At 43.2% G+C, this 26009-nt stretch carries 24 protein-coding genes; 2 read left to right on the forward strand and 22 right to left on the reverse strand.

The genetic code is table 11. The features are described from left to right. Window positions 1-7: 7 nt before the first annotated feature. From istA to bioB, 20 genes are all read right to left on the reverse strand, one after another. Complete coding sequence (gene istA, locus ACO05V_RS18855) at window positions 8-1540, reverse strand: IS21 family transposase (RefSeq protein WP_421846542.1); 1533 nt, start codon at window positions 1538-1540, stop codon at window positions 8-10. 95 nt (window positions 1541-1635) lie between these two features. Further along, complete coding sequence (locus ACO05V_RS18860) at window positions 1636-2559, reverse strand: PP2C family protein-serine/threonine phosphatase (protein ID WP_421855231.1); 924 nt, start codon at window positions 2557-2559, stop codon at window positions 1636-1638. A gap of 12 nt (window positions 2560-2571) precedes the next feature. Then, window positions 2572-2970, reverse strand: coding sequence for a response regulator (locus ACO05V_RS18865; protein ID WP_421855234.1), 399 nt, complete (start codon window positions 2968-2970; stop codon window positions 2572-2574). Window positions 2971-2976: 6 nt separating this feature from the next. Continuing rightward, a complete protein-coding gene (locus ACO05V_RS18870) occupies window positions 2977-3279 on the reverse strand; it encodes an STAS domain-containing protein (protein ID WP_421855237.1) in 303 nt (100 codons plus the stop codon). 30 nt (window positions 3280-3309) lie between these two features. Next, window positions 3310-5202, reverse strand: coding sequence for a hypothetical protein (locus ACO05V_RS18875; RefSeq protein WP_421855239.1), 1893 nt, complete (start codon window positions 5200-5202; stop codon window positions 3310-3312). 9 nt (window positions 5203-5211) lie between these two features. After that, window positions 5212-7095, reverse strand: a complete 1884-nt coding sequence (locus tag ACO05V_RS18880) for a hypothetical protein (RefSeq protein WP_421855242.1) — start codon at window positions 7093-7095, stop codon at window positions 5212-5214. 51 nt (window positions 7096-7146) lie between these two features. Further along, entirely contained in the window at window positions 7147-7581 is a 435-nt protein-coding gene (fliJ, locus tag ACO05V_RS18885) for a flagellar export protein FliJ (RefSeq protein WP_072841254.1), read from the reverse strand. 53 nt (window positions 7582-7634) lie between these two features. Then, window positions 7635-8966 carry a flagellar protein export ATPase FliI gene (gene fliI, locus ACO05V_RS18890; RefSeq protein ID WP_421855245.1) on the reverse strand — a complete coding sequence of 444 codons (1332 nt, stop codon included), beginning with the start codon at window positions 8964-8966 and terminating at the stop codon, window positions 7635-7637. Between the two features lie 5 nt (window positions 8967-8971). Further along, on the reverse strand, window positions 8972-9778 hold the full coding sequence (locus ACO05V_RS18895) for a FliH/SctL family protein (protein WP_421855248.1): 807 nt from the start codon (window positions 9776-9778) through the stop codon (window positions 8972-8974). A gap of 7 nt (window positions 9779-9785) precedes the next feature. Next, window positions 9786-10799 carry a flagellar motor switch protein FliG gene (gene fliG, locus ACO05V_RS18900; protein WP_421855251.1) on the reverse strand — a complete coding sequence of 338 codons (1014 nt, stop codon included), beginning with the start codon at window positions 10797-10799 and terminating at the stop codon, window positions 9786-9788. Further along, the gene (fliF, locus tag ACO05V_RS18905; protein WP_421855254.1) at window positions 10796-12472 is read right to left on the reverse strand and encodes a flagellar basal-body MS-ring/collar protein FliF; all 1677 of its coding nucleotides are present in this window, start codon (window positions 12470-12472) and stop codon (window positions 10796-10798) included. The genes fliG and fliF overlap by 4 nt, the downstream gene beginning before the upstream one ends. 27 nt (window positions 12473-12499) lie before the next feature. Then, window positions 12500-12862, reverse strand: coding sequence for a flagellar hook-basal body complex protein FliE (gene fliE, locus ACO05V_RS18910; RefSeq protein WP_421855257.1), 363 nt, complete (start codon window positions 12860-12862; stop codon window positions 12500-12502). 88 nt (window positions 12863-12950) lie between these two features. After that, on the reverse strand, window positions 12951-14297 hold the full coding sequence (locus ACO05V_RS18915) for a sigma-54-dependent transcriptional regulator (protein WP_421855260.1): 1347 nt from the start codon (window positions 14295-14297) through the stop codon (window positions 12951-12953). A 1-nt stretch (window position 14298) separates the two neighbouring features. Beyond that, on the reverse strand, window positions 14299-15453 hold the full coding sequence (locus ACO05V_RS18920; protein WP_421855263.1) for a sensor histidine kinase: 1155 nt from the start codon (window positions 15451-15453) through the stop codon (window positions 14299-14301). Continuing rightward, window positions 15453-15944, reverse strand: coding sequence for a helix-turn-helix domain-containing protein (locus ACO05V_RS18925; RefSeq protein ID WP_421855266.1), 492 nt, complete (start codon window positions 15942-15944; stop codon window positions 15453-15455). Before ACO05V_RS18925 ends, ACO05V_RS18920 begins: the two co-directional genes overlap by 1 nt. A 107-nt stretch (window positions 15945-16051) precedes the next feature. Then, window positions 16052-16729, reverse strand: coding sequence for a dethiobiotin synthase (bioD, locus tag ACO05V_RS18930; RefSeq protein WP_421855269.1), 678 nt, complete (start codon window positions 16727-16729; stop codon window positions 16052-16054). Window positions 16730-16737: 8 nt separating this feature from the next. Then, on the reverse strand, window positions 16738-17550 hold the full coding sequence (gene bioC, locus ACO05V_RS18935) for a malonyl-ACP O-methyltransferase BioC (protein WP_421855272.1): 813 nt from the start codon (window positions 17548-17550) through the stop codon (window positions 16738-16740). Then, the gene (locus ACO05V_RS18940) at window positions 17534-18337 is read right to left on the reverse strand and encodes an alpha/beta fold hydrolase (protein WP_421855275.1); all 804 of its coding nucleotides are present in this window, start codon (window positions 18335-18337) and stop codon (window positions 17534-17536) included. The genes bioC and ACO05V_RS18940 overlap by 17 nt, the downstream gene beginning before the upstream one ends. 12 nt (window positions 18338-18349) lie before the next feature. Beyond that, a complete protein-coding gene (gene bioF, locus ACO05V_RS18945) occupies window positions 18350-19576 on the reverse strand; it encodes an 8-amino-7-oxononanoate synthase (protein ID WP_421855279.1) in 1227 nt (408 codons plus the stop codon). Then, complete coding sequence (bioB, locus tag ACO05V_RS18950; protein WP_421857030.1) at window positions 19560-20630, reverse strand: biotin synthase BioB; 1071 nt, start codon at window positions 20628-20630, stop codon at window positions 19560-19562. The genes bioF and bioB overlap by 17 nt, the downstream gene beginning before the upstream one ends. A 77-nt stretch (window positions 20631-20707) precedes the next feature. Between bioB and ACO05V_RS18955 the strand changes: the two genes are divergently transcribed. Further along, the gene (locus tag ACO05V_RS18955) at window positions 20708-21454 is read left to right on the forward strand and encodes a ComF family protein (protein WP_421855282.1); all 747 of its coding nucleotides are present in this window, start codon (window positions 20708-20710) and stop codon (window positions 21452-21454) included. A gap of 101 nt (window positions 21455-21555) precedes the next feature. Then, window positions 21556-22842: an adenosylmethionine--8-amino-7-oxononanoate transaminase gene (bioA, locus tag ACO05V_RS18960; RefSeq protein ID WP_421855285.1), complete on the forward strand. Its 1287-nt coding sequence runs from the start codon at window positions 21556-21558 to the stop codon at window positions 22840-22842. A gap of 124 nt (window positions 22843-22966) precedes the next feature. On the opposite strand, the gene ACO05V_RS18965 is transcribed toward bioA, so the two are convergent. Next, the gene (locus ACO05V_RS18965) at window positions 22967-24529 is read right to left on the reverse strand and encodes a methyl-accepting chemotaxis protein (protein WP_421855288.1); all 1563 of its coding nucleotides are present in this window, start codon (window positions 24527-24529) and stop codon (window positions 22967-22969) included. 93 nt (window positions 24530-24622) lie between these two features. After that, window positions 24623-25999 (reverse strand): replicative DNA helicase, encoded by a 1377-nt coding sequence (gene dnaB, locus ACO05V_RS18970; protein ID WP_421855291.1) that lies wholly within the window; start codon window positions 25997-25999, stop codon window positions 24623-24625. Window positions 26000-26009: the final 10 nt, after the last annotated feature.

Below are 26009 nucleotides of genomic sequence, written 5' to 3' on the forward strand. Positions count from 1 at the left end.
CGTTCTCCTAGTGGTAGCAGTGTGGCCCGCGAACATTGCTGTGCGGGATGTCGGGTGTCGAGTCAGAAGGAAGGGACAGCGTGCCTTCTCGATGATGGTCGAGCAGATTTCGGATAAAGCGTAGAACGGGCTTGTTTACCAGTAAGGCATCCTGACAGGCTTGCTCTAGGCGAACATCACCATGTTTGCGCGCTAGACTCAGTATGCCAAGGCAGCGACGAGTGGCTTGGGCTGGATGAGCTTTGGACTGGATTTGTTGTTTGATGACGTTTTCGGTGGCGACGCCTATCTGCTTGCTCCATCCGATCAAGCGTTCTGGTGACCACTTTTGATGTTGATGATGGCTCGGCATATGTTCCATGTGGGTACTCAGTCCATACTCTTTTCGGCTGATTGGGTGAGACGAGACAGGTTGACCTTGATGGAAGATTTGTATGATCTGCGACGTGGCTTCCAGTGTCACATGTTGACCCACAAGCTGATGCGGTACCGAGTAGTAATGTTTTGCGTACTCAATGTGGTAGTCCGGCCCCACTTTGGCGCGTTTATGTTCTGTGTAGACATATTTTTGCATCGGTAATGGTTTCAGGGCGGGCTTATCGAGGGTGTCAAAAAGGGCTTGGCGGCTCACGCCAATCTTTTGCATTGGTCGCTGATTCAGAACCTTCATCAGCTCTCGAATCGCATTATTCAGCTCTCTCAGGGTGTGGAAGGTGCGATGACGAAGACGCATCATGATCCAGCGCTCAACAATCAGAACCGCATTTTCGGCCTTGGCTTTGTCTTTGGGTTTATAGGGACGAGCCGGCATAATAGCGGTTTGATAGTGATGTGCTAACTGACGATAACTGTCGTTGAGTTTCGGCTCATAACGATCTGTTTTTGTCACGGCAGCTTTTAAGTTGTCTGGCACCAATAAAGCGGGAACGCCACCGAAGTGTTCAAACGCATTGGCGTGACACTGTAACCAATGCTCCAGCTTTTGACTTTCGCTGGCTTCAACGTAGGTGTAGTTAGACGCTCCCAGTGTGGCGACAAACACTTGTGAGTGGCGAACGTCGCCCGTTTCCGGATTGACGATCGGGATAGTCGGTCCGCAATAATCAATGAATAACTTGTCACCTGCGGTATGGAGTTGACGCATACTGCGTTTTTGTGTGGTGAGCCAACGACGGAAGTACTCGCAGAACTGGCTGTAGCCATAAGTGCGCTCTTGGTGCTCGGCAACATATTCTTCCCACAACAATTGCTTCGTCGCCCCTTTGCGCTTGAGTTCGATAAAAAAGTACGCAAAGTCCGGCATCACTTTCAGGCGATTAGCCGGTTTTTCTTGATACAGCGCTTTAGACAGATCGGTATCGGAAACGTCACTGGCAAGGGGCCAATAATAGTCACTTTGTTTGAAACGAGTCAGGACATCGGACACGGTAGAGCGGCCGATATTCAAACAAGAAGCAATCTGCCGCGTGGATAAATGGCACTCATGTTTGAGACGCAAAATCTCTTTAATATTGGTCATTGAGGTTCTCTTTCTGGTCATGATCACTTCCTGGCAACGTATTAGGGGTAACCAAGTGTAGTGAGCGATTGATTTAAAAGAGAAAACGAAGGGATTCCGGTGAATACGGACAGAGTTTACGCTAATCCGGACAGGGATTCCGGGAAAAGCCAAAAAGTGTCCGGTTTAGAGCGTAATAGGTGTCCGGATAAAAACGGAATGGGTGTCCGAGTTATATCGGAATGGGTGTCCGGATTGCTCCGGTATATGCAATCATGCCCTCTTGATAACTCATATTCAGATGAATCAATACCGATATTAGTATCCAGACGAACACTAAGACATGAAATATCATCATGAGGATTCTCCAAAATTCCCTCTCGCTCTAACTGCTGAACAAGCCAATCAACCGCTTGCTCTGCATCTATTTCACCTTGATAAAGCGGATTAAGTACAGAATGGCAAAACATTTGCTCAGACAAATCCAACGCTTCATATACGCCATCCGAAAATGCCATCAATCTATCACCAGGAACAAAAGCCATTGGGTCAATTTGACACTCAAACGCATCGGGAGAAAGCACACCTAAAGGTAAATTTTTAGAAGTAAACCGTACTGGCTTATCGGCATTTTGCGAAAAAAACAATAAATCTGGCAACCCTCCGTTCCAGACCTCAATACTTTTATTGTTCACTTTAATATCAACAAATACAGCACTACAAAACATATTCGATGGCAAAATTCCTTTTAGACGCGCATTTATCTCAGGGATAATTTGACGCATTAAAAAGCCTTTTTTTGTCCAATCAAAAAATATGTCCGCAAGCGGCAACGCACCAATCGCAGCAGAAAGACCGTGACCGGTGAAATCCCCCAGGAGAATATGCATACCACCATTTGGCTTATAAGCCGCTAAAATCACATCGCCATTAAAAGTATGGGTGCCATAATGAAAAGTTGAAAGCGAGGGGTCTTTTAGACAATTTGAGTGGGTTATATTCTCATAAACCACTTTCGCGACTTCTTGCTCATTAAGCAATTGCTCATTATACAAACTCATTGCATCACGCTGTTATTCGAGCGTTTTTTGCATCACCAAAAGCCTGACTATGGCATTTAACTTCGCAGTAATAAGTGCTGGACTGTAAGGCTTGGAAATAAAATCAATCCCGCCAATCCGCAGGCAATTTGATAGAGCGATAGGATCTGTTACACCAGAAAGGAAAATAATAGGAACAAATACATCGCCCGCAATAGGCTGAATTTCGAGGGCTGCTTCCCAGCCATCTTTATGAGGCATTTTTATGTCTAAGCACACTAACTGAATAGTGTGAGGATCAAACTTATCAATGGCATCTTGCCCATCAACAGCCGAAATAACATTATGGCCAAACTGACTCAAAATTGCTTTCAACAAGATACGATCAGAAGGGTTATCATCCGCAATCAATATGGTTAAAATTTGTTCCATACAAAACTACTCAGTAATATCAAAAAGCCGATGAAAATTAGCAATTTTAAGAATATCGATAACGGCGCTATTCGCACTAACCAACCTAATATTAGCCTTCTCTCCGCCAGCGTAATCTCTAAGCAATAACAGCATACCAAGCGCTGAACTATCCAGATAAGACACATCCGCTAGATTAACTTCATACTCTTTTACGTTTCTAACTTCTGTAAAAGCATCCTTGAACATCTTGTGGCAGCTATAATCAAAACGTCCTGTTACACGGATAGTCAGACATTCTTTTTTTATATCAAAAGAGCTTTCAACCACAACCTACTCCTCGAGTATGAGTGGAAAGCTTTAAAACTCGTCCAACTCATCGTTAGATTCTTTTATAAATACATCTTTACTACCATCTGAAATGCTGGTGGTCGTTTTAGAAATCAACCCATGGATCCGCTCGAGCATCTCATTAATAGACTCTCTAGCCCTATCTAAGCGAGCTAGGCCAACGCTGCGATCAGACCCAAGCAATGAAAGGGTAGAAGCCGCCATGGACTTCATATCTTCTATCTGATCTTGAACTTTACTAATATCGTGCTCTATATCTACGGCAAATCGACGACGAATTATTTCACTTTCACCTTCTGTTGCAGCAAGACTTGCTAGCACACCTGCCCTCACTTCATTAAGACAACGATCAACATCCCCTAACAAAAACACATCCGAAGACAAATCTTTCTCAACCAAAGCTAAGCGCTGTAAAACCAGTTCGTAACCCAATATTAACGAATCTCTAACCTGCTCAGATAGCCAGACCATATCGTTTAACTCAATCTTAAATTCTTCAAATGGGGCATCATTTATGACAACGAGATCGTTTACTGATTGCTCATTGTGATCCGTTTTTTCGTCAATTAGGGATGCTATTTGTTGTAGTTTCGTAATCTTTTCAAGGGAATGTGTTTGTACAGAGGAAGCACTCAGCGCATCGAAAAGCATAACCACTTTTCTACGTACCACCTCTAAAGATTTAGCAAAATCAGCATAAGGCGAGTCTTGTCTTGATAGGCGAATAGGCGCATTCCAGACATCCTGCTCAATCAATTTCAAGCTATGATGCAAAATATTAAACTCAGCCATTTCCGCTTTAGTCTGTATAAAAACAAGACGCTGCAGACTACTAGAATCATCCTCCAATTCAGAGGCAAAATGATGAACACTTAACCAATAGACACCATCAGATAAATTCAGCTTTAAATCTTGATCGGAAAATAGAATAGAATCGGAAATACGCTCTCCAAGTGGATCATCCAAACCAGAGTCAATACCAAACAAAGACTCAAATAACGATGTATTCCTAAACCAAAGCCGCTCAGCCCCAGCACTCAGCCATGTTATGTCACCTTGATGATTTGTAACAAAGAAAGGCTCATCCACTTTAGCCAGGGTTTTTTCAATCAGGTTAAGGTTCTCATTTTGCTGGTCAAGATCAAAATCCCGTGATGCCAACTCATTATCAATCAAATGCCCCAAGTCAGTGAGCTCATCAATTACTTTACGGGAAGGAAGCATAGACGTATGACCATGCTTACGATGATCCAGAATATGGTGCAAGCTCGAAAAACCAGAACGTAATTGACGGCCAAATCGAACCGACAACATAATCACAATAGCTGCTAAAACTAAAAAGATAGCAACCGGAAACCAGATCAATCTCTCAACAAAAAGTTGACGTTCATAATCCAAACTAACGCTAATCTGCACAAGTTCATCATCTAGTGCCTCTAAATGCTCAAATGATGAGTAAACAGCACCTCGCTCTTCACCAGTTAAAGGCAAAGAATCCAACTCTTTTAGTGAAAAAGAATCTAATAAAGCCAATGAATCGGAAACATCAACTCCAGAAGTCAATTCAAACTCACTAAGGCGACTATCCATCAAACGATACTCACTCACTAATCTCTGATGCAAATAACTAGAAGAAGGTGCTTCAGCACGGTTAGAAATCAAACGATCACCAACTAACAACCATTGTAGCCAATGCTCTTCTGCACTATGAACCACCCCCAAAAGCTCGCTCAGCTTCTCTTGATGCACATTCTGTTTTTCCAAGTTAATGCTCATCAACATATACATGCTGGTGAAAGCCAATAACAATAGAAACAACAAGGCAACAACGCCTTTTTGTAGGCCATTAATCAGCTCTTTTCTTGGTGCACCAAACGGTGAATGCTGTGTATTCATAGTCATTAATCACTTTCAAGCTAATGATGAAGATGGCCAAAAGCCAGCAACAAAGGATAAATAATTTTTCTTATTAAGAACCAAATCACCGTCTTGAAAAGAAGCAAGATGGCTTATTATATTTCCACAACCACTTATTACTTCTTCAGAAGGCAAAGAAAACTCCTTAATACCGTTACTAGCTGGCAATGTGGCAGACCAATCGCAAGAAGCAAATGATAGAACAACTGACTGCCCCATCCATTCTAGAATAACGGAAAAAGTCATCTTATCAATCGAAGAGCTTCCCTCATTGCTAAGAAGTGCTTCCGGAATCACTTTATCGTAACTTTGGTCATCATGAATTAAAAATGACACGAAACGATGCTCAACGTCTTCGAAAGACACCACTGAAGACGGTGCCTTATAAGGCAATAACGCCAATATCAAATCCGCTTCTATCCAAAATACCGTGCCACACAGCCTTCCAAAATAATAACCATTCTTAGAAGGATATGTAGATTTATTTTTTTCCGGCCAGCAATCGATCTTGGGGAGCATGCTTTTACTCAACAACCATGGCTCTAATAACGGCACATTAGTCTGATTTAACCAAATATTTTTTATCCAAGAGCGCGGAGCTGGCATTGCAGAACAAACTGCCTCAACCTCGCAAATAAAAAAGTAAGGTATTGCAAAATAAAGCTCGCCTTGTTTTACGACCAATACCTGAGTGATAGCTTCTGGCAACTGACAAAACGACGCACAATCAGAAGCAATCAAAGGCATATTTAAAAGCACTTTAGCCTTAACACCTTCAGCCGGTTTAAACCAACAAAACGCCCCCTCTAAAAAGAAATCCCCTTCATCGATCTTATATCGCCCGAAGCATTCTTGCTGATCAAAAACAAACCGTCCAAAGGAAGTATCAATCTCATACAAAAAATAGGATAAATAATCACGCCCCAAACATTTCACATAGGCCATTTTAGAATCAATATCACTTAACATGCGACCACCAAGATAAACCATTCCACCATGACGCACAGGCAAATACGCTAAATGTTCGTCTTGCTCAAAAGTCGTAACATTATTCACACTAGGTACTAGACGCCTAGATTGATCCACATAAGTAAGGTCTAACGAAAAAAGAGAACTAAACTCCTGATAAAATAATGCTTTAAACCTATCTTCAAATAATGCCAAAAGACGGTAGCGAGAATCACGTGACATAGAAACATTTTGAAAAAGAGGCAAAAAACTCAATTCACATAAAGCACGCAATGGCTCTTTCTCATTAATAGAAAGGACCTGCCATTGCAGCGAAGGAAATCTCCGCTTCAGCCAAGACAATGATTGAACACTTATCAATAAAAAACGGCCACTTAGTCGAGATCCTTTTACTGAATCCAACTGAAATGATACTCGACCAGCACTAGAAAAAGCCTCTAAATAAGCATCAACACTCATTGAACTAAGTTGAGTAGAATCTAATCGAGCCTCGTAATTTCTATACATTAGCGAGACATCTTTTTCATCAGCAATGGACATCACCACAGCCCAACAAGAACGCTCGGCAGACAAAAGGCCGTCTAACTGTTGTGAGCGATCCGAGCCAAACTGCCAAGCCAAAGCCGCTTGAAAAAGCGCATCAGTAGCGGATAAAAATGCAGAATGATAATGACTAAAATAGGGAGAACCAGAGACCAAGAGCCCATCAACTGCATTAAGAAGGGAGCTCAAACGCTGATAATAGGAAGTATTAACGATTTTAGGTCGAGAAATTTCTTGTAAGGAAAGTAGGGCGATATGAAGCTTTTCTAAACCACGACGAGGATTATAAGCATAGTCATGTAACGCTATTTCTACGTTAGAAATAGGCAAAGACAAATCAACGAATCCATTACCAAGTCGCGCCATACTTCATCCTAACAATAAGCTAAGTGGTTGTACAAAATAACACTTAAAACGCTATCGCATATTGTCCAAAAAACGGCGCATAGCGAACTCATCGCTTTGACGTTGCTCCTGCTTCGCCTCAACAACCAATTCCGCTTTATGATTTTTTTCTTTTAGCCAATCCATACTTTTGGTTTTCGAACGAGCTTGCAACCAGCGGCGCATACTCATATCTGCTTGCTGTTCTGACCGCCCTACCGCAGCCTCTTGTTGTACAATCGCCTGCTGGACACGATTCACAAAGTGCTGATAGTTGGTCGTTAAATAAGCACTCAAACCGAGTAAATTACGCTCTGATTCATATTGACCAGCGTACTCCCGCAACTCATTCAACTTTTGCTCATCATACTGCACTTTCGCTTTATCACGTGCCAGCTGTTGAGCAGCCGAATCCTCCTTACGTTTAGCAAGATCGACTAAAATCTGCATTCGATGTGATTTTTTCATGCAAGGCCCATTCAGAAACAAGCTAAATAGTAGACGTTTTTACCATTGATCGTCTACTGCCCCTTAGTCATCGCCGTAACAAGGGCCTGCAAACTCTCATCGATTGTAAAACTTTCGGTAAGCGACTGTTGTAGAAAACTACGAATTTCAGGCATTTGTATGATCGCTTGATCTAAGTCTGGATCACTGCCTCTTGCATAAGCGCCAACCGAAATAAGATCTTGATTCTGCTGAAATTTAGAATACAACTGCTTCACTCGCATCGCACCATATAAATGATCTTCACTGACAATGTGTGGCATAGCCCGAGAGATTGAGGCTTCGATATCAATAGCGGGATAGTGCCCTTCTTCTGCTAAACGTCGAGACAATACAATATGACCATCAAGAATTGCTCGGGACGCATCCGCAATAGGGTCTTGTTGGTCATCCCCTTCTGTCAGAACCGTATAAAAAGCCGTAACCGAACCACTGCCTTCACAGCCATTACCTGCGCGCTCCACCAACTGAGGAAGCTTAGAAAACACCGAAGGCGGATAGCCTTTAGTTGCTGGAGGTTCACCAACAGACAAAGCAATTTCTCGCTGTGCTTGCGCATATCGCGTCAGAGAGTCCATTAACAACAATACATTTTTACCCTGATCCCGATAATACTCCGCAATACGTGTTGCCAACATAGCAGCACGCAATCGCATTAATGCAGAATCATCGGCAGGAGACGCAACCACAACAGAACGAGAAAGACCTTCCTCACCCAAAATTTGATCAATAAATTCTTTCACTTCTCGGCCACGTTCACCGATCAAGCCAACAACCGTAATATCTGCCTCGGTAAATTTTGTCATCATACCGAGCAACATACTCTTACCCACACCACTACCAGCAAAAAGCCCCAAACGCTGACCTTTACCGACAGTCAATAAACTATTTATGGCTTTGATACCGACATCTAGAGGCTCACAAATAGGTTTTCGCTGTAATGGGTTAATCACATTTCCATGCAACGTTACCGAATCTTTCGTTTTAATCGGCCCTTTACCATCAAGAGGCTTGCCTAGCCCATTCACTACACGACCCAGTAATTCATCACCGACTGGCATTTTACTATCGCCAAGCAGCGGACGAACTCGTGCTCCAGGAGAAATACCTTCGATAGCTTCCGTTGGCATGAGATAGGTTAAATCACCAGTAAAACCGACCACTTCGGATTCCACCCAACGATCCTTTCTAACTTGAACCGAGCAACGATCACCAAGCGCCACCACACAGCCAACCGCTTCCATAGTCAAACCGACCATACGAGTCACCTTACCTTCAATTTGTGGTGCCAAGGGAACAGAGGAGACATGACTGAGTTTATTCAAACGTTCTTCGAGGGTGGACACTAGCGTTAGTCCTGATCTGAAAGGGGAAGGTCACGAAGCTCGTTGAATACAGCTTCTAAACGCTGTTCAACTCGTCCGTCTATATGAAAAAATTTAGAGTCAATAACGAAGCCTCCATTAATCAGAGAGTCGTCTGTTTCTAGCTGTATAGTTAGACGCTCTTTTACACCAAGCTCGTCTAAAATAGCGACATCAGCTGAATTAAGGCGCAGTCTTACACGTCCTTCGTATTCACCTATTTCATCAAACACTCTGGCAAGTTGTTCTTTTAAAACTTGATGTCCATCTTCAGACATCTTCGACAAACAAACATTTTCAACAATTCTTGTCATTGATTGATACAAAATAGTTTCTACAGCGGCGCGACTATTTTCTAAAGGCAACGCCATCTCTTGAACAATATTGGCTAATAAAGCTTCAAGTGTCTCGAGCTGAGACTGAGCTTCCGCTCTCGCTTGTGTTAAACCTTCCTCAACACCTATTGACCGACCTTCTTCATGACCTTTCTCGAAACCATCCACTTCACCTTTAGCGAAACCATCAGAATGGCCCTTTTTATGGCCTTCTTCCTCACCCTGAATAAAACCTTCATCGTAGGCTGCCGAACGAATTTCTTCTAACTGTGAAGCGGTTAATGGTTCATAAACTAAAGAGTCTTCATCCACCTCTTCAGTAGTCACTACAGTATTTTTCTGTATAAGAATAGCGGGGCCAGAATTAGTATTCGGTTTATTGTTTTCTAGGTGAGGAAGTTCCCAGCGTTCATAAGCGGTTAATTTACGCTCTTCTTTTTCCTGTTTTTGATCAGACATACTCTAACTAAACCATCTGCTCACCGCCGCCACCGAGAACAATTTCCCCATTATCAGCAAGGCGTCTGGCCACAGCCAGTATTTCTTTTTGAGCAACTTCAACTTCACTTACACGAACAGGCCTTTTTGCCTCTAGATCATCCTTAAGCATATCGGCAGCACGAGATGACATGTTTTTGAAGATTTTGTCCTGCATTTCTGGATCAGCTCCTTTCAACGCAAGAATCAAAGTCTCAGACTCCACTTCACGAAGGATAACCTGAATACCTCTATCATCTACTTCTAACAAGTTATCAAAAACAAACATCAAGTCTTGGATAGTATTCGCCAAATCTTCATCCACATCACGAATAGACTCCATCAGTTCCGATTCGACCGAACTATCGATAAAGTTCATGATATTGGCTGCGGTACGAATACCACCAATGGTAGTGGACTGAGTTGAATTATTACCAGAGAACTGACGCTCAAGAATGTTGTTCAATTCTTGCAAAGCGGCAGGCTGAACCGTTTCTAATGCTGCCACACGCAATACAATATCCAAACGTACTCGTTCATCAAAGTTAGCTAAGATGTCCGCGGCCTGATCTGGGTCTAAATAAGAAATAACAATGGCTTGGATCTGCGGATGCTCATAACGAATGACATCAGCGACAGCACGTGATTCCATCCACTTAAGCGTATCAAGACCTGTTGTATTCCCGCCTAGCAGAATTCGATCAATCAAGCTGCCGGCTTTTTCTTCACCAAGCGCTTCTCTTAGCATGTTACGAATATAACCATCCGCACCAAGACCTAAACCAGTTTGGTCGCCAACTAATACTAAGAAATCATCTAATACTTTTTCGACTTGATGACGCTGAATATTTGCCAACTGCGCCATGGTCTGACCGATACGCTGCACCTCTTTCGGTCCCATATGCTTTAGTATTTGCGCGGCATCAGATTCACCCAGCGACATAAGAAGTACTGCTGCTTTTTGAACCGAACTTAATTCTGCACCTTGGCCAGTATCACTCATTTGCTTTCCATTACCCATTGTTTAACGACTTGAGCAACACGCTCTGGCTCCTCTGCAATTAAACCGCGAATCGCGTTTAATTGACGGTCAATTTTTTCAGGAGAACCAGGCACCAATATGTCTTCTGCACTAACAAGTGATACTTGGTCATCTGAAATCTCATCCGTTTCGTCGGAGAAAATAGCCGCTTCCGTATCCTCTGTAACTGCAATTTTATTCTGATCACTGAGGGTTTTCAAAATTGGACGAACAACCACCAGCAACAAAATAAGCACAAATATACCAACCAATGTTGGCTGAATTAGACTCAAGAACCATGACTGTTGGTAGAATGGCAACTCTACAACTGGCTCTTCAGGTTCAGGCAAAGCAAACGGCGAATTAATAACACTGACACTATCGCCACGCGATGGATCGTAACCGACTGCATCTCTAACCAATAGGGTTAAACGCCCAAGCTCATCGTCGTTCCATGGCGTACGAACAACGGCAGAAGTATCTGGATTAAGACTAACCAAATCATCAACAACCACCGCAACTGACAATCGCCTTACCATACCTTGCTGTCGCTTGGTGTAACTAATACTTCTATCCAATTCAAAATTACGGGTCGTTTCTTCGCGAGATTGGCCATTTTTAGCCGAAGAGTTTCCACCTATTGGAGCACCATTTGCGTCTACAGCCTCAGGAATAGTCACTGCACCAGGAGGCTGATTCGTCAACGCTCCCGGAATACCACCTGTATTTGCCCCACCAGTTTTGTTTTCCTTTAAAGTCTGTTCACTTCGCAACGCCAACAAATCAGGATTGTATTGTTCGTTGGTTTTTTCAACAGCAGTGAAGTCAACGTCAGCAGACACTTCTGCTTTAAAACGTCCTTGACCAATAACTGGTCCAAGAATGTTATTCACTCGCTGTAGCAATACATCCTCTACTTTACGAGCATAATCAAACTGCTTTCCAGCCACAGACAACTCGGAATCTGCATCTTTTTCAGTCAACAAAGTACCGCGTTGATCGACAACAGTGACATCTTTGTCACTCAGCTGTGAAATACTAGAAGCCACTAAATTAACGATAGCCTCGACTTGACTCTTATCCAAACGCCTTCCAGGATAAAGTTCCAAGAATACAGAAGCAGAAGGCTTTCGAGTATCGCGAACAAAAACTGACTCTTTTGGTATCGCCAGATGAACTCTAGCACTTTTTATACTTTGTAGACTGGTAATGGTTCGACTTAATTCACCTTCCAACCCCCGCCTATAACGTGTCGTTTCAACAAATTGGGAGGTACCAAGACCTTGTTCTTGATCCATTATCTCCATGCCAACAATATTGTCAGAAACAATGCCAGAGCCAGCTAATTTAAGCCGTGCTAGATGATAAAAATCAGACTCAACAAGTAAAGCACCTGTGTTTTCATCTAATTTGAAAGGAATATTGTTAACACTGAGGATTTCTACTATTTGATCTGCATTGTAATCCGTAATACTACTTAGGACTGGCTTATATTCAGGGCCATTACTCCATAATACGACTGCCAATCCAATTGCGATGGATGCAGCCAAACCGACCATTAATGCAAGCTGACGAATCACCGTCAGCTTATTAAAGCCGGTAACTAACTCTAGGTAGAGCTTTTGCTCCGATTGTTCTGCAGGGACATTATCCATTAAAAAGCGCCAAGCGGTTTATTATGCCTAAATCGGCATATTCATGATTTTTTCATACGCGTCTACAAGTTTATTACGCACCTGAGTCATTGCTTCAAATGACACACTCGATTTTTGCAGACCAATCATAACTTGAGGTAAATCAACCCCTTCGTCACCGCGTTCATAAGATTGGGCTAATTGTGTAGATTCCTTTTGCAAAGTATTTACATTGTTAACGGCATTCTTCAGCATTTCTGCGAAATCCGCACGCTCTACGGTCTGACCTCCCTCGCTCTCACCACCTACCTTGGCAACATTAGACACAGGAGAACTCGGCGCCTGTACCTGCGACCGCATATCCCTCATTTGGGACAACACCTGATTAATGTCTGGTCGACCAGAAATCATGTTATTCACCTAAAAATCACATTTGTACGATTTAACATATCGCTAATACACAGCTTAGCATAAAGCTAATTAAAACAAGATACAAAAATCAATCAACGTCTATGCCACTTTCCCGCATTTTAGCGATTTTATAGCGCAAAGTTCTAGGACTAATGCCCAATTTATCTGCAACAACTTTACGTTTGCCGTTTGCATCGACCAATGCTTGCGCAATAATACGAAATTCATGCTGCTGAACACCCTTACCAAGAATCGAAGCGGCGCTGTCTTCATCAGCAACCGTTTCAACCACTACTGGCGTCAAACTCATCATATCAAACGCAATATGATCTTCATTAATTTGCGAATTTGGGCTCAGAATCAAAGCACGTTGAATAACATTATCAAGCTCACGAACATTACCAGGCCAAGGATGAGCCTCTAATTTGCTTTGTGCAGACGGCTTTAATACGGCGCCAGTAATTCGCATTTTTGCGGCATGTTTCGCCAGTAAATGCTGAGCAACGGGCAATATATCACCTTTACGTTCACGAATAGGCAACCAGCGTAATGGAAAAACATTGAGTCGATAATACAAATCCTCTCGAAAACCACCATCGCGAACATAATCAGCAAGATCTCGGTTGGTCGTCGCTATAATCCGAACATCCAAAGGAATAGATTTTTTGCCACCAAGACGCTCCACCTCTTGTTCCTGCAGAACTCGCAAGAGTTTAGCCTGCAAGCCAACATCCATTTCGGTAATCTCATCTAGCAACAAAGTACCGCCATTGGCTTGTTCAAACTTACCGGCTTGCGAAGACACAGCGCCGGTATAAGCGCCTTTTTCGTAACCAAACAGTATGGCTTCAAGCATGTTTTCGGGAATAGCAGCACAGTTTATAGCAACAAAAGGCGCATGTGGTCGGCTAGAATTTTGATGGATATAGTGGGCAAGCACTTCCTTACCAGTACCACTTTCACCACAAATCAATACCGTCGAATCGGTAACGGCAACACGTTTTGCCAATTCTAACAACGCAATACTAGAAGGGTCTTTCGCGATAGGCTGAGGGTTTGCAGATGGCGCTTCTTTTACCGTGTATTTTGCAATAGCATTCAAAAGCTCTTCTTCTTGAAAAGGCTTTAGCAAATAGTCAACAGCGCCGTCACGCATCGCTTCTACTGCGTGTGCGATATCGCCATAAGCCGTCATCAGCATAATAGGCAATTCTGGATAAGTATCAATAACATGGTGCAACAATCCATAGCCATCCATGCCAGGCAAATTCACATCAGAAACCACCATATCAAACAAGCTATGTTTCAATGCAACCACAGCTTCTTCAGCGCTATAAACTATTTTGCACTGGTAGCTTGCCAACATCAGCGTATCTTCTAGCGCTTCAGCAAGACCTTTATCGTCTTCAACAATTAATAACTTAACTTCGGACATGTCATACCCTTACAAGAGGAAGTGTTAAACTGGCCGTTGTGCCAGCTCCCTCAATACTGTCTATTTCAAATTGCCCATGATGAGCCCTAGCAATGGCCTTAACTACCATTAAGCCCAATCCTGTTCCATGCTGTTTTGTTGTCACAAAGCCTTCTTGAACATGCTCTAAATGCGTTTTAGACATGCCCACTCCACGATCTTTAAACGTCAGTGTCACATAGCCGTCATTATTGCGCCAATTTAGTTGAACTACCTCACCTTCTGATTGCGCATCCACCGCATTATTCAAAAGATTCAGCAAAGCACCTAATAATGTTTCTTTATTACATTGAATACAATCAGTCTCCAAAAAAGAGGCTCCTACTGCTTCAAATTGCATATTTTTTTGATTACAAATTTCTTGGCAGTGACTGGTTAATTCTTTAATAAAAGCCGCAACGCCAACCGTTTCATCTAGCTTTATCTCGCTACGGGAAAAAATCAACATATCCCGAATTTGTTTTTCAATGTTTGCCAGCCTATCCACCAGTTTATTAGCAAACGTCTGACGCATAACAGGCGCTAGATCTGGCTTTTGCAAATGACCAGCGTAGAGTGTAGCAGAAGATAAAGGTGTCCTAATTTGATGAGCCAACGCCGCGACCATTTTACCCATATTAGATAAACGTTCGTGATGACTCAGTTTTTTCTGTAGCAAATAGGCCTCCGTCAAATCTACCAGAATAACCAACTGCCCCGGTACATTTCCAAGTGACGCCGTTTCTACGCGTACTCGACGTCCACTGGCCATACTCACATCATGACCATCATCTTTTTGAGGCCGAAAACTCAGAGGTACAATCGATCCCCATGATTGACCAACTAGTGGCAAATTAAATAAGCGATCTGCTACTGGATTGGCCATCACCACAAGACCTTCTTCATTCAATAACAAGATTCCAACTGGCATGGATTCAAAAAGCTGCTGAAACTGCAATACCAAGATGCGATTTTTATCTTGCTCTTGGCGCTTATCTTGCTCGGACTTTTCCAACTGCTCGTATAATCGAACCACTTCTTGCTGAAGGTCTAAATAAGATTTTGCCAACACATCAGAAGACTCGGAAAACGCTTTAAACGCGGTTTTGAGTTCCGCTATCTCTTCATCTTTTGTCACTAAAACTCCGATTTATCAATATTATAGCGACGCATTTTTTCGATAAGCGTTGTACGTTGTATTTGTAGATTTTGCGCGGCTTTAGAGACCACACCTTGTGTAGACACCAAAGCCTGACGAATAAGAAGCGCCTCTAAGTGGCGAACATGTAAATTCAAGTTCACGCCAGACGCTTGAGGAAAAGTATGCAACTGCTTTATTTCTTTCAATACAGAGGAAAGTATTTGAGAACGCCAAGGTAACGGGCAAAACCAGACATTATAATCACCGACGACATCCATTGATTCACCAACGACATCCATTGATTCACAAAGTGAAATAACAGGAATCATCTCATCCAGCTCAAAAGATCGCACAGACTTACCAAGCACGACAAAATCTGGTAAATGAAATGCGGTTAACGAAGTACCATGCTCAATACCAATAAAGGTCAAGATACTGGAAACACTCGAAATTTCTTCGTCATCTAGACCGCATAACCAAGCTTTCACACCACCACCTCAACCTTAAAAATAAGCAACTCTTAACATGGCTCTATTATAATGCGTTGTTACCGATTACTTTCAAGCATTTACACTGTTTTTCATAATGCAATCCTTTATAGCGCTAGCAATAATTCATCAAACGTCTGCTGCGAATCAACCTCGTTTTCACACCAAGGCAACACGCCTAGCAAAGGCGCAGACAGCATACTAGTAAGGCTCGCAAGATTTTCTTCATAACAGGGCATAACCTCAACGCCAGTATTGGCAACCCAACCAGCAAGGGTCAAGCCATCACGAACAATCGCTTCAGCGGTTAAGATCGCGTGATTCAAACACCCTAGCTTCATATTGACAACCATAATTACTGGAAAACCCAGTGATTTCGCCAACCCTGATAAAAGCTCTCTGTCATTCAGAGGTACTCGCCAGCCACCAGCTCCTTCAACTAAAGCTAGGTCATGAGGTATAAGCAAAGTACCTTTAATAAAACCTTCCAACCGCGAAGCCGTTACCAAGCGCCCCTCCTTCATTGCGGCAATATGAGGCGCAATTGCTTCTTCTAAAACGACTGGATTTACTTGTTCATAGGCTAATTTAACACTGCTTGCCTGCTGAATAAGTAAGGCGTCATCATTACGCAAGTTACCATCAACTCTATCCGCTCCCGCCGCAATCGGCTTAAGCCCTATTGATTTTAGTCCAGCTCGCTTAGCGGCTTTCAGCAAACCGACGGTGACATACGTTTTACCCGCATCGGTATCAATTCCTGTTACAAAAAAACGCTTTTTCACCATTACTCCTAAATACTGATGGGCCGTTGAGCAACTACAAACGAAACTTGATAGCTCAACGGAATTCCGAATTCATTCCGCTGTTTTTCATACTCAAGCAAAAATGCCTTCCATTTACTAGGCGATATCGGCTTATCACCATCAGAAGCAATCAGACTAGCGCCTACTTTTTTCAGTGAATAAATAGCGCTTTCCGGTGAATCAAACCACATAGAAATATCTGATAACTCAGAAGATAAAAGGTTAAGCTCAGATGCTTCGACACAATCCACCAGCGCATCCAACGTCATATATTGATGAACATGTTCTTTATTATCCAAACCACGCCAAGCTTTGCTAATTTCAGGCATAGAACCTTGCGACAGTGTTGAAAAAACCACATAGCCACCAGGCTTAGTGACGCGACAAAGCTCTTTAAACAAATCTAAAGGACTAAGACACCACTGAATCGCAAGACTCGAAAACACCAAATCACACGACTTATCCTGAAGCGGCAGTCGTTCAGCATCCGCACAAACATAATGAGTGTTTTGCAAAGCAGAAAAATGCTCACTTGCTACCGCCAACATCTGTGGAGACAAGTCGAGCGCAATATTGCATTTGGGGGTTAATTTTTCAGATAAGATACCCAGCGCCTGACCTGTCCCCGTACCGAGATCAACGACAACGTCAGCCTGACTTAAAGGCAAGATCGCAAAAAGGCGATCTAGGACAATTTTTTGGAAATCCGCATAAGAATCATAAGATAGAGAAGCACGATCAAAACGCTTAGCCAGTTGTCGCTTATAGCTAAGAGCAGATATATCAGGTGTTATTAGCATCGATAAAGTTTTCTATATGACGCACACAAGCCTCTTCATCTTCAAAAAAAGGCTGATGCGCACAATTTGACAGGACAACACATTGCTGCAAAGGATTTACATCAGTTTGTTGCTCTAATGATTTACTAGAAACCAACGCATCCTTGCCGCCTAATATGTGTAAATTAGGACGATCCAAAAGCGACCATTCACGACGCACATCCAGCGATTTTAATAATCTAAGCCCACCGATTAGAGCTGGACGGTTCAACGTTTTAACCGGCAAAAAAGCCTGTAATTGCCTAACCAAAGCTCGCTCATTATCCGCACCTTTAGCCTGCAACATCACAAAACGCTTAAGCCCCTCTTCTGGTGACCGTTCAATCAAGGCGGCAAAGGCATCAAAATCTTCGACAGCCATCGCATTTTCCCAGTTATCTCGTTTAATAAAACTTGGGGAAGATGACAAGGTAATCAAACCAAGCACACAACTAGAACGACGCGCAGCAACATAGGCAGACACCATGCCGCCAAGAGACCAACCAATCCACCAAGCTTCTTTGGGTGCAACTGCAATTAACTGCTCAGACAAAGCGGCGATATCGTAATTTGGCCCTATACGGGAGCGAGAAATCCACTGCTCATCAAGAGAGATGCCTGGCAAGTTCGCCACAACAACATAAAAGCGTTGACTCAGACGCAAAGCAAAAGAACGCATCACCTCTTTTGGCATTGCCCAACCAGAGACCATAAAAATAGCTTGATTAGACGAGTTTCCAAAAGCTTCTGTTTCAATACGTGCTCGCATGCTGTCCCTCTATTACTTTGTATTTAAACGCTTTGGATTTAAACATTTTGCGTTTAAAAGTTTCGCTGTTAAAACTTTTTCGAGTGAGTCGCATAATAACACTAAATCTTCATCAGAGTGGGCGGCACTTAAGGTAATTCTTAAACGAGCGCTACCTACCGGCACAGTTGGTGGACGAATCGCGGCACACCAGATTCCAAGCACTTTTAATTGCTCGCTAATCGCAATCGCAGCCTTGCTATCACCAATCACAATCGGCTGAATAGCGGTATTTGAGGGCATTAATTCAACTGGAAGCGACTGAACCCTTTGACGAAAGTAAGCAATATGTCGAGCTAATCGATCCCGGCGTTCTTGACCTTCTGCAGACTGAATAAGCTGCAACGAAGCCAAAGTGGCTCCTGCAATCGCTGGCGACATAGCCGTGGTATAAACATAAGGGCGGGCAAATTGCGTGAAATAATCCGCATAATCATGGGACGTCGCTACAAATGCACCCGCGGTGCCAAACGCCTTACCAAAAGTGCCAACCAAAACAGGCAAACTTGTTGCGTCCAACCCCTCTAGCGCCAAACAGCCTTTGCCGTTTTCACCAAGGCATCCCAACCCATGAGCATCATCTACCATGAACATCCAATCATGTTGATTAGCCAACTGAGACAATTCCGCCAAAGGCACAATATCCCCATCCATGCTGAAAACCCCATCGGTAATTAACAAACCACCCGGAGCAGACCTAGCAAGCAACTTCTGAGCACTCGCCACGTCACCATGCAAATAGCGACGTAAAGGCGCTTGCGCCAACAAGGCACCATCTATTAAAGAAGCATGATTCAGTTTATCTTGCACCACTGGGCGATTTTTATCTGCAAGAGCAGAAATTACGCCAAGGTTCGCCATATAACCCGTACTAAATAGCATAACTCGCTCATAACCCAGCCAATCCGCCAAAGCCTCCTCTAGCGCTTGATGTGGCGCTAAATGCCCACACACCAAGTGAGACGAACCAGCGCCGACACCATAGATCTCAGCTGTATTATTCATTGCCTTAACTAACTTCGGATGATTAGCCAAACCCAAATAATCGTTCGAACAAAACGCTGTGTAATCTTGAGAATGTATTTGAGCATGCGGGATTTGGGGACTTTCTAATGTAATGGTACGGCGCATTAAGTCCTGTTGACGGCGCTCTTCAAGCGCCACCAACACCCAATCCGGCGTATTAGACGCTGGCTTCATAAAACAGCTTAGACTCTTCTTGTTTTACTGCTTGCGCTGCAATGGCTTCCGCAACCGCTGCATCTGAATGCTCTTCACGCTTCTCTGGATTAATGCCCAAATTAGCAAACAACGCCATGTCTTTATCGGCTTCTGGATTACCAGTAGTCAGCAACTTTTCCCCATAAAAAATAGAGTTCGCGCCCGCCATAAAACACAAAGCTTGAGTTTGTTCATTCATACCTTGACGACCAGCAGACAATCGGACATGAGACTTAGGCATCAAAATACGCGCTACGGCAATCGTACGAATAAATTCAAACGTATCCAGATCATCAACATTTTCTAGCGGCGTCCCTTCAACTTTAACCAGCATATTGATTGGCACACTTTCTGGATGCGGCGTCATTTGAGAAAGTTGACGCAACAGACCGACGCGATCTTTTTGCTCTTCACCCATGCCCATAATGCCGCCACAGCAAAGTTTGATACCTGAATCACGAACACGAGAGAGCGTATCCAAGCGATCTTGATAAGTACGAGTAGTAATAATGCTGTCGTAGAATTCAGCAGAGGTATCTAAATTGTGGTTGTAATAATCCAAACCCGCTTCAGATAAGCGCTTCGCTTGCTCATCATTTAACGAACCTAGTGTCACACAAGATTCTAGACCCAAAGACTTAACACCCTTGATCATCTCTAGCACATAAGGAAAATCTTTCTCGGAAGGATGTTTCCATGCCGCGCCCATGCAAAAACGGCTTGCGCCTTTTTCTTTTGCCAAAGCCGCTTCTTCTAGTACCTTTTGCACTTCCATTAACTTTTCTTTTTCAAGTTCGGTATTGTAATGACCACTTTGTGGGCAGTATTTACAATCTTCTGGACAAGCGCCGGTTTTGATCGATAAAAGCGTACTGACTTGCACTTCGTTTGGCGCAAAATTTTCTCTATGAACTGTCTGAGCTCGAAACATCAAATCCATAAAGGGTAAATCAAACAATGCTTTTATTTCCGCATGAGTCCAGTCAAAACGCGGTGCGCTCGCATTATTTGTAGACAGAGCGCTTGCGGACATATTCCCTACAGGCGTATTTGTAGACGTACTTAAAGACATAGTATCCTCGATCCAGAATAATTAATGGAGCAATACTAATGGACTGGAAGAAACTGTCAACTACAAAAATAACACAGGTTTACAAGAGTGTGTTTTTAAGTCAGTGCTATATTTGCAATGCAAAAACTCAAAACACGCTCTGCAAATCCTGCCATGAAGGCTTTCCAACCAACCTAAATCATTGCCAGCGCTGCAAACGCCCAACCCACAAAGCTAGCGTTTTGTGTGGGCAATGCCAAACCAACCGGCCTGCCTACACAATATGCATTGCCCCCTATCGATTTGAAGGCATCATAAAAACGCTAATCCATAGCATCAAATTTAATCAAGGAACTCACTACATACGACCGCTCACCTATCTGTTGAGTGAACACCTCATTGAGTCATATTCATCTGAAAGCTGGCCAGAACAAATACTCTATGTACCAAGCCACCCAAGCCGAATCAAAGAGCGCGGGTTCTGCCAAACAAAAGCTATGACCATACAATTAACAAAAAATCTCACAGAGCTTTTGGGCGAAAAGTGCCCAACCCTGCCTAAAAACAATCCACTCAAAAAAGTTAAAAACACTCAAGCTCAGCATTCGTTAAGCAGAAAAGAACGACTAAAAAGCCCTCAAAGTAGCTATCAGCTTGATGGACCTATCGCCAAACATATCGCCTTATTTGACGATGTCATGACCACCGGAAGTACGATAGAGAATTGCACCAAATTGTTATTAAAAGCTGGGGCAGAACGAGTCGATATTTGGGTCATTGCCCGAACACCGGATAAAGAATACTAGCCACAATCAGAATGATCAGCCTAGCCACAATCAGAATGATCAGCCTAGCCACAGAAGACACCTTTGTTTACTATGCCCCCAACATAGCAATGGTGAGCACCATGAAAACAGATCAAGAATACCTAGATTTAGACAAGCAGCTGCTGTGGCATCCATACACGTCTATGAGCAAGCCCAGCCCGCACTTTCTTGTCGAAAAAGCGTCCGGCTGCGAAATAACCCTTAGCGATGGTCGATCACTGATCGATGGTATGTCTTCTTGGTGGAGTGTTATTCACGGCTACAATCACCCAACTATGAATACGGCCATCCAAGAGCAATTATCACAATTTTCACATGTTATGTTTGGTGGTCTAACCCACAAACCTGCTATTGAACTCGCAGAAAAACTCATCGCTATTACACCTACAGAGTTACAACGTGTTTTCTTCTCCGACTCAGGTTCTGTTTCTGTTGAAGTGGCCTTAAAAATGGCCATTCAATATTGGAATACTCAAGGCAAACCTAACAAACAATTTTTCGTCACACCAAAAAGCGGCTACCACGGCGATACATTCGCTGCCATGTCAGTGTGTGACCCTGAAAATGGTATGCACAGTTTATTCACTGGCGCACTGACACAACAATTCTTCATCTCGCCACCACCGGCCGGCTTGAACGAACCAATAAAAACCGAATACCTTGACGAAATTCGCCAGATATTTGAAGAAAACCATCAACGCATAGCCGGTTTTATTATCGAGCCAGTTGTACAAAATGCTGGCGGCATGCGCTTTTATAATCCAGAGTATTTAAACCAGATTCGAACACTGTGTGATGAATTCGAGATCTTATTAATTTTCGATGAAATTGCCACTGGATTTGGTCGTACAGGCAAGCTTTTCGCCACAGATCACAGCAATATCTGCCCAGATATAATGTGCGCTGGCAAAGCCTTAACCGGCGGCTACATGACGCTGGCCGCCACTTTAACCAACGACAAGGTAGCACTTGGCATCAGTGACAATGGAGGCGTATTCATGCACGGGCCCACTTTCATGGGAAACCCTCTCGCCTGCTCCGCTGCCAACGCTAGCCTATCCCTTCTGAGCGAATACAATATTCCAGAAAAAATCACTCAACTAGAAAATTGGATGAAAGAAGCACTGGAGCCATGCGAACAACTTGAACAAGTAAAAGAAGTCCGCTGTCTTGGTGGCATTGGTGTTGTTGAGTTAAAAAATGCGATTAATTTACATGAAATTCAACCAAAGTTCGTTGAACTAGGCGTTTGGGTAAGACCTTTTGGTAAGCTTATTTACCTGATGCCACCTTACGTTATCAGCAAAGAGCAAATCCAGCGACTCGGCAAAGCCATTTACCAAGTAGTAAGTGAAGAGCCTTGTTAACCCACCAGATCAGAAGGTTGAATAATGAATTGTAGGTCGGCATTTATGCCGACAAAAAGCTTGCCCCCTGAATCAAGCACTGCCGGCCTAAAAGCACGACTTACAAAACATTCTTTTTTTGTGTTTAGTGTTTCATGCGCTCAGCAAGATTGCCCTGCTCATACGCTTCTTCTTCAATATGACTAATATTGATAACGATATTTTCTGCTCGCTCAATACTGTTAATGCTAAGCTCATCAACCTCTTGCATTTTATCATTTAGATCACGAGCAACACTGGCCTGCTCTTCAGATGAGACATTAATTTGCGCTGTCATCTCAACTACTTGCCTAATCGCCGACTCAATATCACTCATCTTCTGAGCAACTTTGTTTACACTATCAACACCTTCTTGCGCGACTGCGGTGCCTTTATCAATAGTATTTGTCACATCTAGAGTATTTTTCTTCAGCTCTTCGGTCATGCTGTGAATACTTTGTGTGGCATTTTGAGTTCGTATCGCCAGCGCCCTGACTTCATCCGCAACCACTGCAAAGCCTCGCCCTGCCTCCCCTGCTCGCGCCGATTCAATCGCCGCATTTAAGGCAAGCAAGTTCGTCTGCTCAGCAATACCGCTAATGGAATTAACCACTTCATTAATGCTATCACTGCGCTCGGCCAATATTGCAACAACGGCTTTTGCATCAGAAATATCTTTATATACTTGACGCATTGTGTCGCCCGTTTGTTGTGCAAGTAAACCACTCTCACGAGACAATTCACCAACAGATTCTGTCGCCTCAACAGTCACATGAATATGATCGGCCACATGAGTTACACTTGATAAAAGTTGGGAGCTAGCGGCCACCACTTCTTGGAAGGTGTTACGCTGCTTATTAAAGTTGGCCAAATTAGTTGTGACACTCGCCTTGGCTTCTGATGCTCGATTTCTAAGCTGAGCTGCCCCCTCTTTCAAACGATATCGAAATGTCTCAGCTGCGGCTTCTTGATGAATATGTGCAAACGGTATCGCCGCTTTTAAGCCAACACTTTTAGTATAGAGATATTGACCAATAGGATTATGCGCCTCAACTGGCAAAGCTGCCGCCGTTTGATTAAAAGATTGACTTTGCATCCACGACAAAACAAAACCCAATATCGCTAAGCAACTACCAACAATTTGTAGAGGAAGGGAACCCGATAAAAGACTTGTTAGACCAAGCAATATGAAAAACAACAACACAGGCCAAGTATGATTATTCAAATAGGCAAATAGCTTTGTTTTGGTAGGAACCAAACCTTTGCCAGCATTTATACGATCATAAATACCTTGGGCATGGGTTATTTCTTCACGCGTGGCTTTGCGTCTAACCGATTCATAACCAATAACTTTTTTATTATCAAGCAAAGGACTAACATGAGCGCTAACCCAATAGTGATCGCCGTTTTCACAGCGATTTTTCACTATACCCATCCAACTATTACCTTGCTTTAAGTTTGCCCACATATCAGCAAACACAGCAGGAGGAACGTCCACATGGCGAATTAAATTATGAGGCGCACCAATTAACGCTTCTCGCTCATAACCCGCCACTTCGCAAAAAACATCATTTACAAACGTAATGCGTCCTTTCACATCTGTACTGGAAACTAAGACATAGCTCTCAGGGAAATCATTTTCTTTATTTGTTACTGGCATTTTTCGCATAAACAACTCTCGTCTTTTTTATATTAGTTATTTTTATCATGTCTACTGTAATGTTACTATTTGTAAATAACTTTAAGAAAACACCACACGGATTTACTCATCATCAAAGTCTCGATAAGCATCCGGCGCTAAATCCTCAAAGCGAGTATATTTACCCACAAAGGCTAACCGACAAGTACCGATCGGACCATTACGCTGCTTACCGATAATGATTTCAGCAATACCTTTATGCGGCGTATCTTCGTGATAAACCTCATCTCGATACACAAAGAAAATAACGTCAGCATCCTGCTCGATTGCCCCAGATTCACGTAGATCTGAGTTCACTGGGCGCTTGTTGGATCGATTCTCCAAACTACGGTTAAGCTGCGAAAGCGCCACCATAGGGCATTCCATTTCTTTGGCTATGGCTTTCAGAGATCGAGAGATTTCAGAGATTTCATTGGTACGACCTTCGGTGAAGCCTGGAATCTGCATCAGCTGAAGATAATCGACCATGATCAGTGCAACACCACCATGCTCACGAGCAATACGTCGTACGCGTGATCGCATTTCTGTTGGACTAATACCACCAGTATCATCAATAAAAAGCTTGCGATCTTTTAGCATTTTTACCGCAGACATTAATTTGTCCCAATCTTCTTGAACCAACTGCCCAGAACGCATGCGCGTCTGATCGATTCGACCAAGGGAAGACAACATACGCATCATCAGTGATTCAGCGGGCATCTCCAAACTGAATACAATAACCGGCTTATCACTGATCATGGCGGCATTTTCTACCAAGTTCATCGCAAAAGTCGTTTTACCCATGGAAGGACGACCAGCAACAATAATCAAATCAGAAGGCTGCAAACCTGCCGTCATTGCATCTAGATCGGTGAAGCCAGTGCTTAACCCAGTGATTGCACCCTCTTGATGATACAACTCATCAATTTTATCTACTGTGGCACTAAGAATATCAGCCGCAATTCGCGGGCCACCTTTTTTCTCTCCACCTTCAGCGATTTGAAATATTTTTCGCTCAGCCTCATCCAATACTTCAGCTGCCGTCATACCTTCTGGATGAAAAGCTCGCGCGGAGATATCGTTCGTTGTAGAAATAAGGCGGCGCAAAATAGAACGCTCACGCACAATATCTGCATAGGAAGCGATGTTGGAGGCACTTGGAGTGGCTTCTGCGACTTCAATTAAGTACGCCATGCCGCCAATAGATTCGAGGTCACCACGCTTATCCAATCGCTCACCAATGGTAACCACATCAATAGGTTCTGATTCATCAGCCAAACGAGCAATAACCGTAAAAATCGCCTTATGCTCTGGACGATAAAAATCATCAGCAATAACAAGCTCGGAGACTTTTTCCCAAGCTTGTGGGTCTAACATCAATCCGCCAACAACTGAACGTTCAGCCTCAATGGAATACGGTGGTAATTTAATAGAAGCGACTTCAGAATCATTTAGTTGCACGCAAAACACC

It is taken from the genome of Marinomonas sp., assembly GCF_965225885.1.
Classification (GTDB): domain Bacteria; phylum Pseudomonadota; class Gammaproteobacteria; order Pseudomonadales; family Marinomonadaceae; genus Marinomonas.

Coding starts and splice junctions, on each gene's coding strand:
- istA (WP_421846542.1), bottom strand. CDS start 1,540: ATGACCAGAAAGAGAACCTCAATGACCAATATTAAAGAGATTTTGCGT.
- ACO05V_RS18860 (WP_421855231.1), bottom strand. CDS start 2,559: ATGAGTTTGTATAATGAGCAATTGCTTAATGAGCAAGAAGTCGCGAAA.
- ACO05V_RS18865 (WP_421855234.1), bottom strand. CDS start 2,970: ATGGAACAAATTTTAACCATATTGATTGCGGATGATAACCCTTCTGAT.
- ACO05V_RS18875 (WP_421855239.1), bottom strand. CDS start 5,202: ATGACTATGAATACACAGCATTCACCGTTTGGTGCACCAAGAAAAGAG.
- ACO05V_RS18880 (WP_421855242.1), bottom strand. CDS start 7,095: ATGGCGCGACTTGGTAATGGATTCGTTGATTTGTCTTTGCCTATTTCT.
- fliJ (WP_072841254.1), bottom strand. CDS start 7,581: ATGAAAAAATCACATCGAATGCAGATTTTAGTCGATCTTGCTAAACGT.
- ACO05V_RS18895 (WP_421855248.1), bottom strand. CDS start 9,778: ATGTCTGATCAAAAACAGGAAAAAGAAGAGCGTAAATTAACCGCTTAT.
- fliG (WP_421855251.1), bottom strand. CDS start 10,799: ATGAGTGATACTGGCCAAGGTGCAGAATTAAGTTCGGTTCAAAAAGCA.
- fliF (WP_421855254.1), bottom strand. CDS start 12,472: ATGGATAATGTCCCTGCAGAACAATCGGAGCAAAAGCTCTACCTAGAG.
- fliE (WP_421855257.1), bottom strand. CDS start 12,862: ATGATTTCTGGTCGACCAGACATTAATCAGGTGTTGTCCCAAATGAGG.
- ACO05V_RS18915 (WP_421855260.1), bottom strand. CDS start 14,297: ATGTCCGAAGTTAAGTTATTAATTGTTGAAGACGATAAAGGTCTTGCT.
- bioC (WP_421855272.1), bottom strand. CDS start 17,550: ATGCTAATAACACCTGATATATCTGCTCTTAGCTATAAGCGACAACTG.
- ACO05V_RS18940 (WP_421855275.1), bottom strand. CDS start 18,337: ATGCGAGCACGTATTGAAACAGAAGCTTTTGGAAACTCGTCTAATCAA.
- bioF (WP_421855279.1), bottom strand. CDS start 19,576: ATGAAGCCAGCGTCTAATACGCCGGATTGGGTGTTGGTGGCGCTTGAA.
- bioB (WP_421857030.1), bottom strand. CDS start 20,630: ATGTCCGCAAGCGCTCTGTCTACAAATAATGCGAGCGCACCGCGTTTT.
- ACO05V_RS18955 (WP_421855282.1), top strand. CDS start 20,708: ATGGACTGGAAGAAACTGTCAACTACAAAAATAACACAGGTTTACAAG.
- bioA (WP_421855285.1), top strand. CDS start 21,556: ATGAAAACAGATCAAGAATACCTAGATTTAGACAAGCAGCTGCTGTGG.
- ACO05V_RS18965 (WP_421855288.1), bottom strand. CDS start 24,529: ATGCGAAAAATGCCAGTAACAAATAAAGAAAATGATTTCCCTGAGAGC.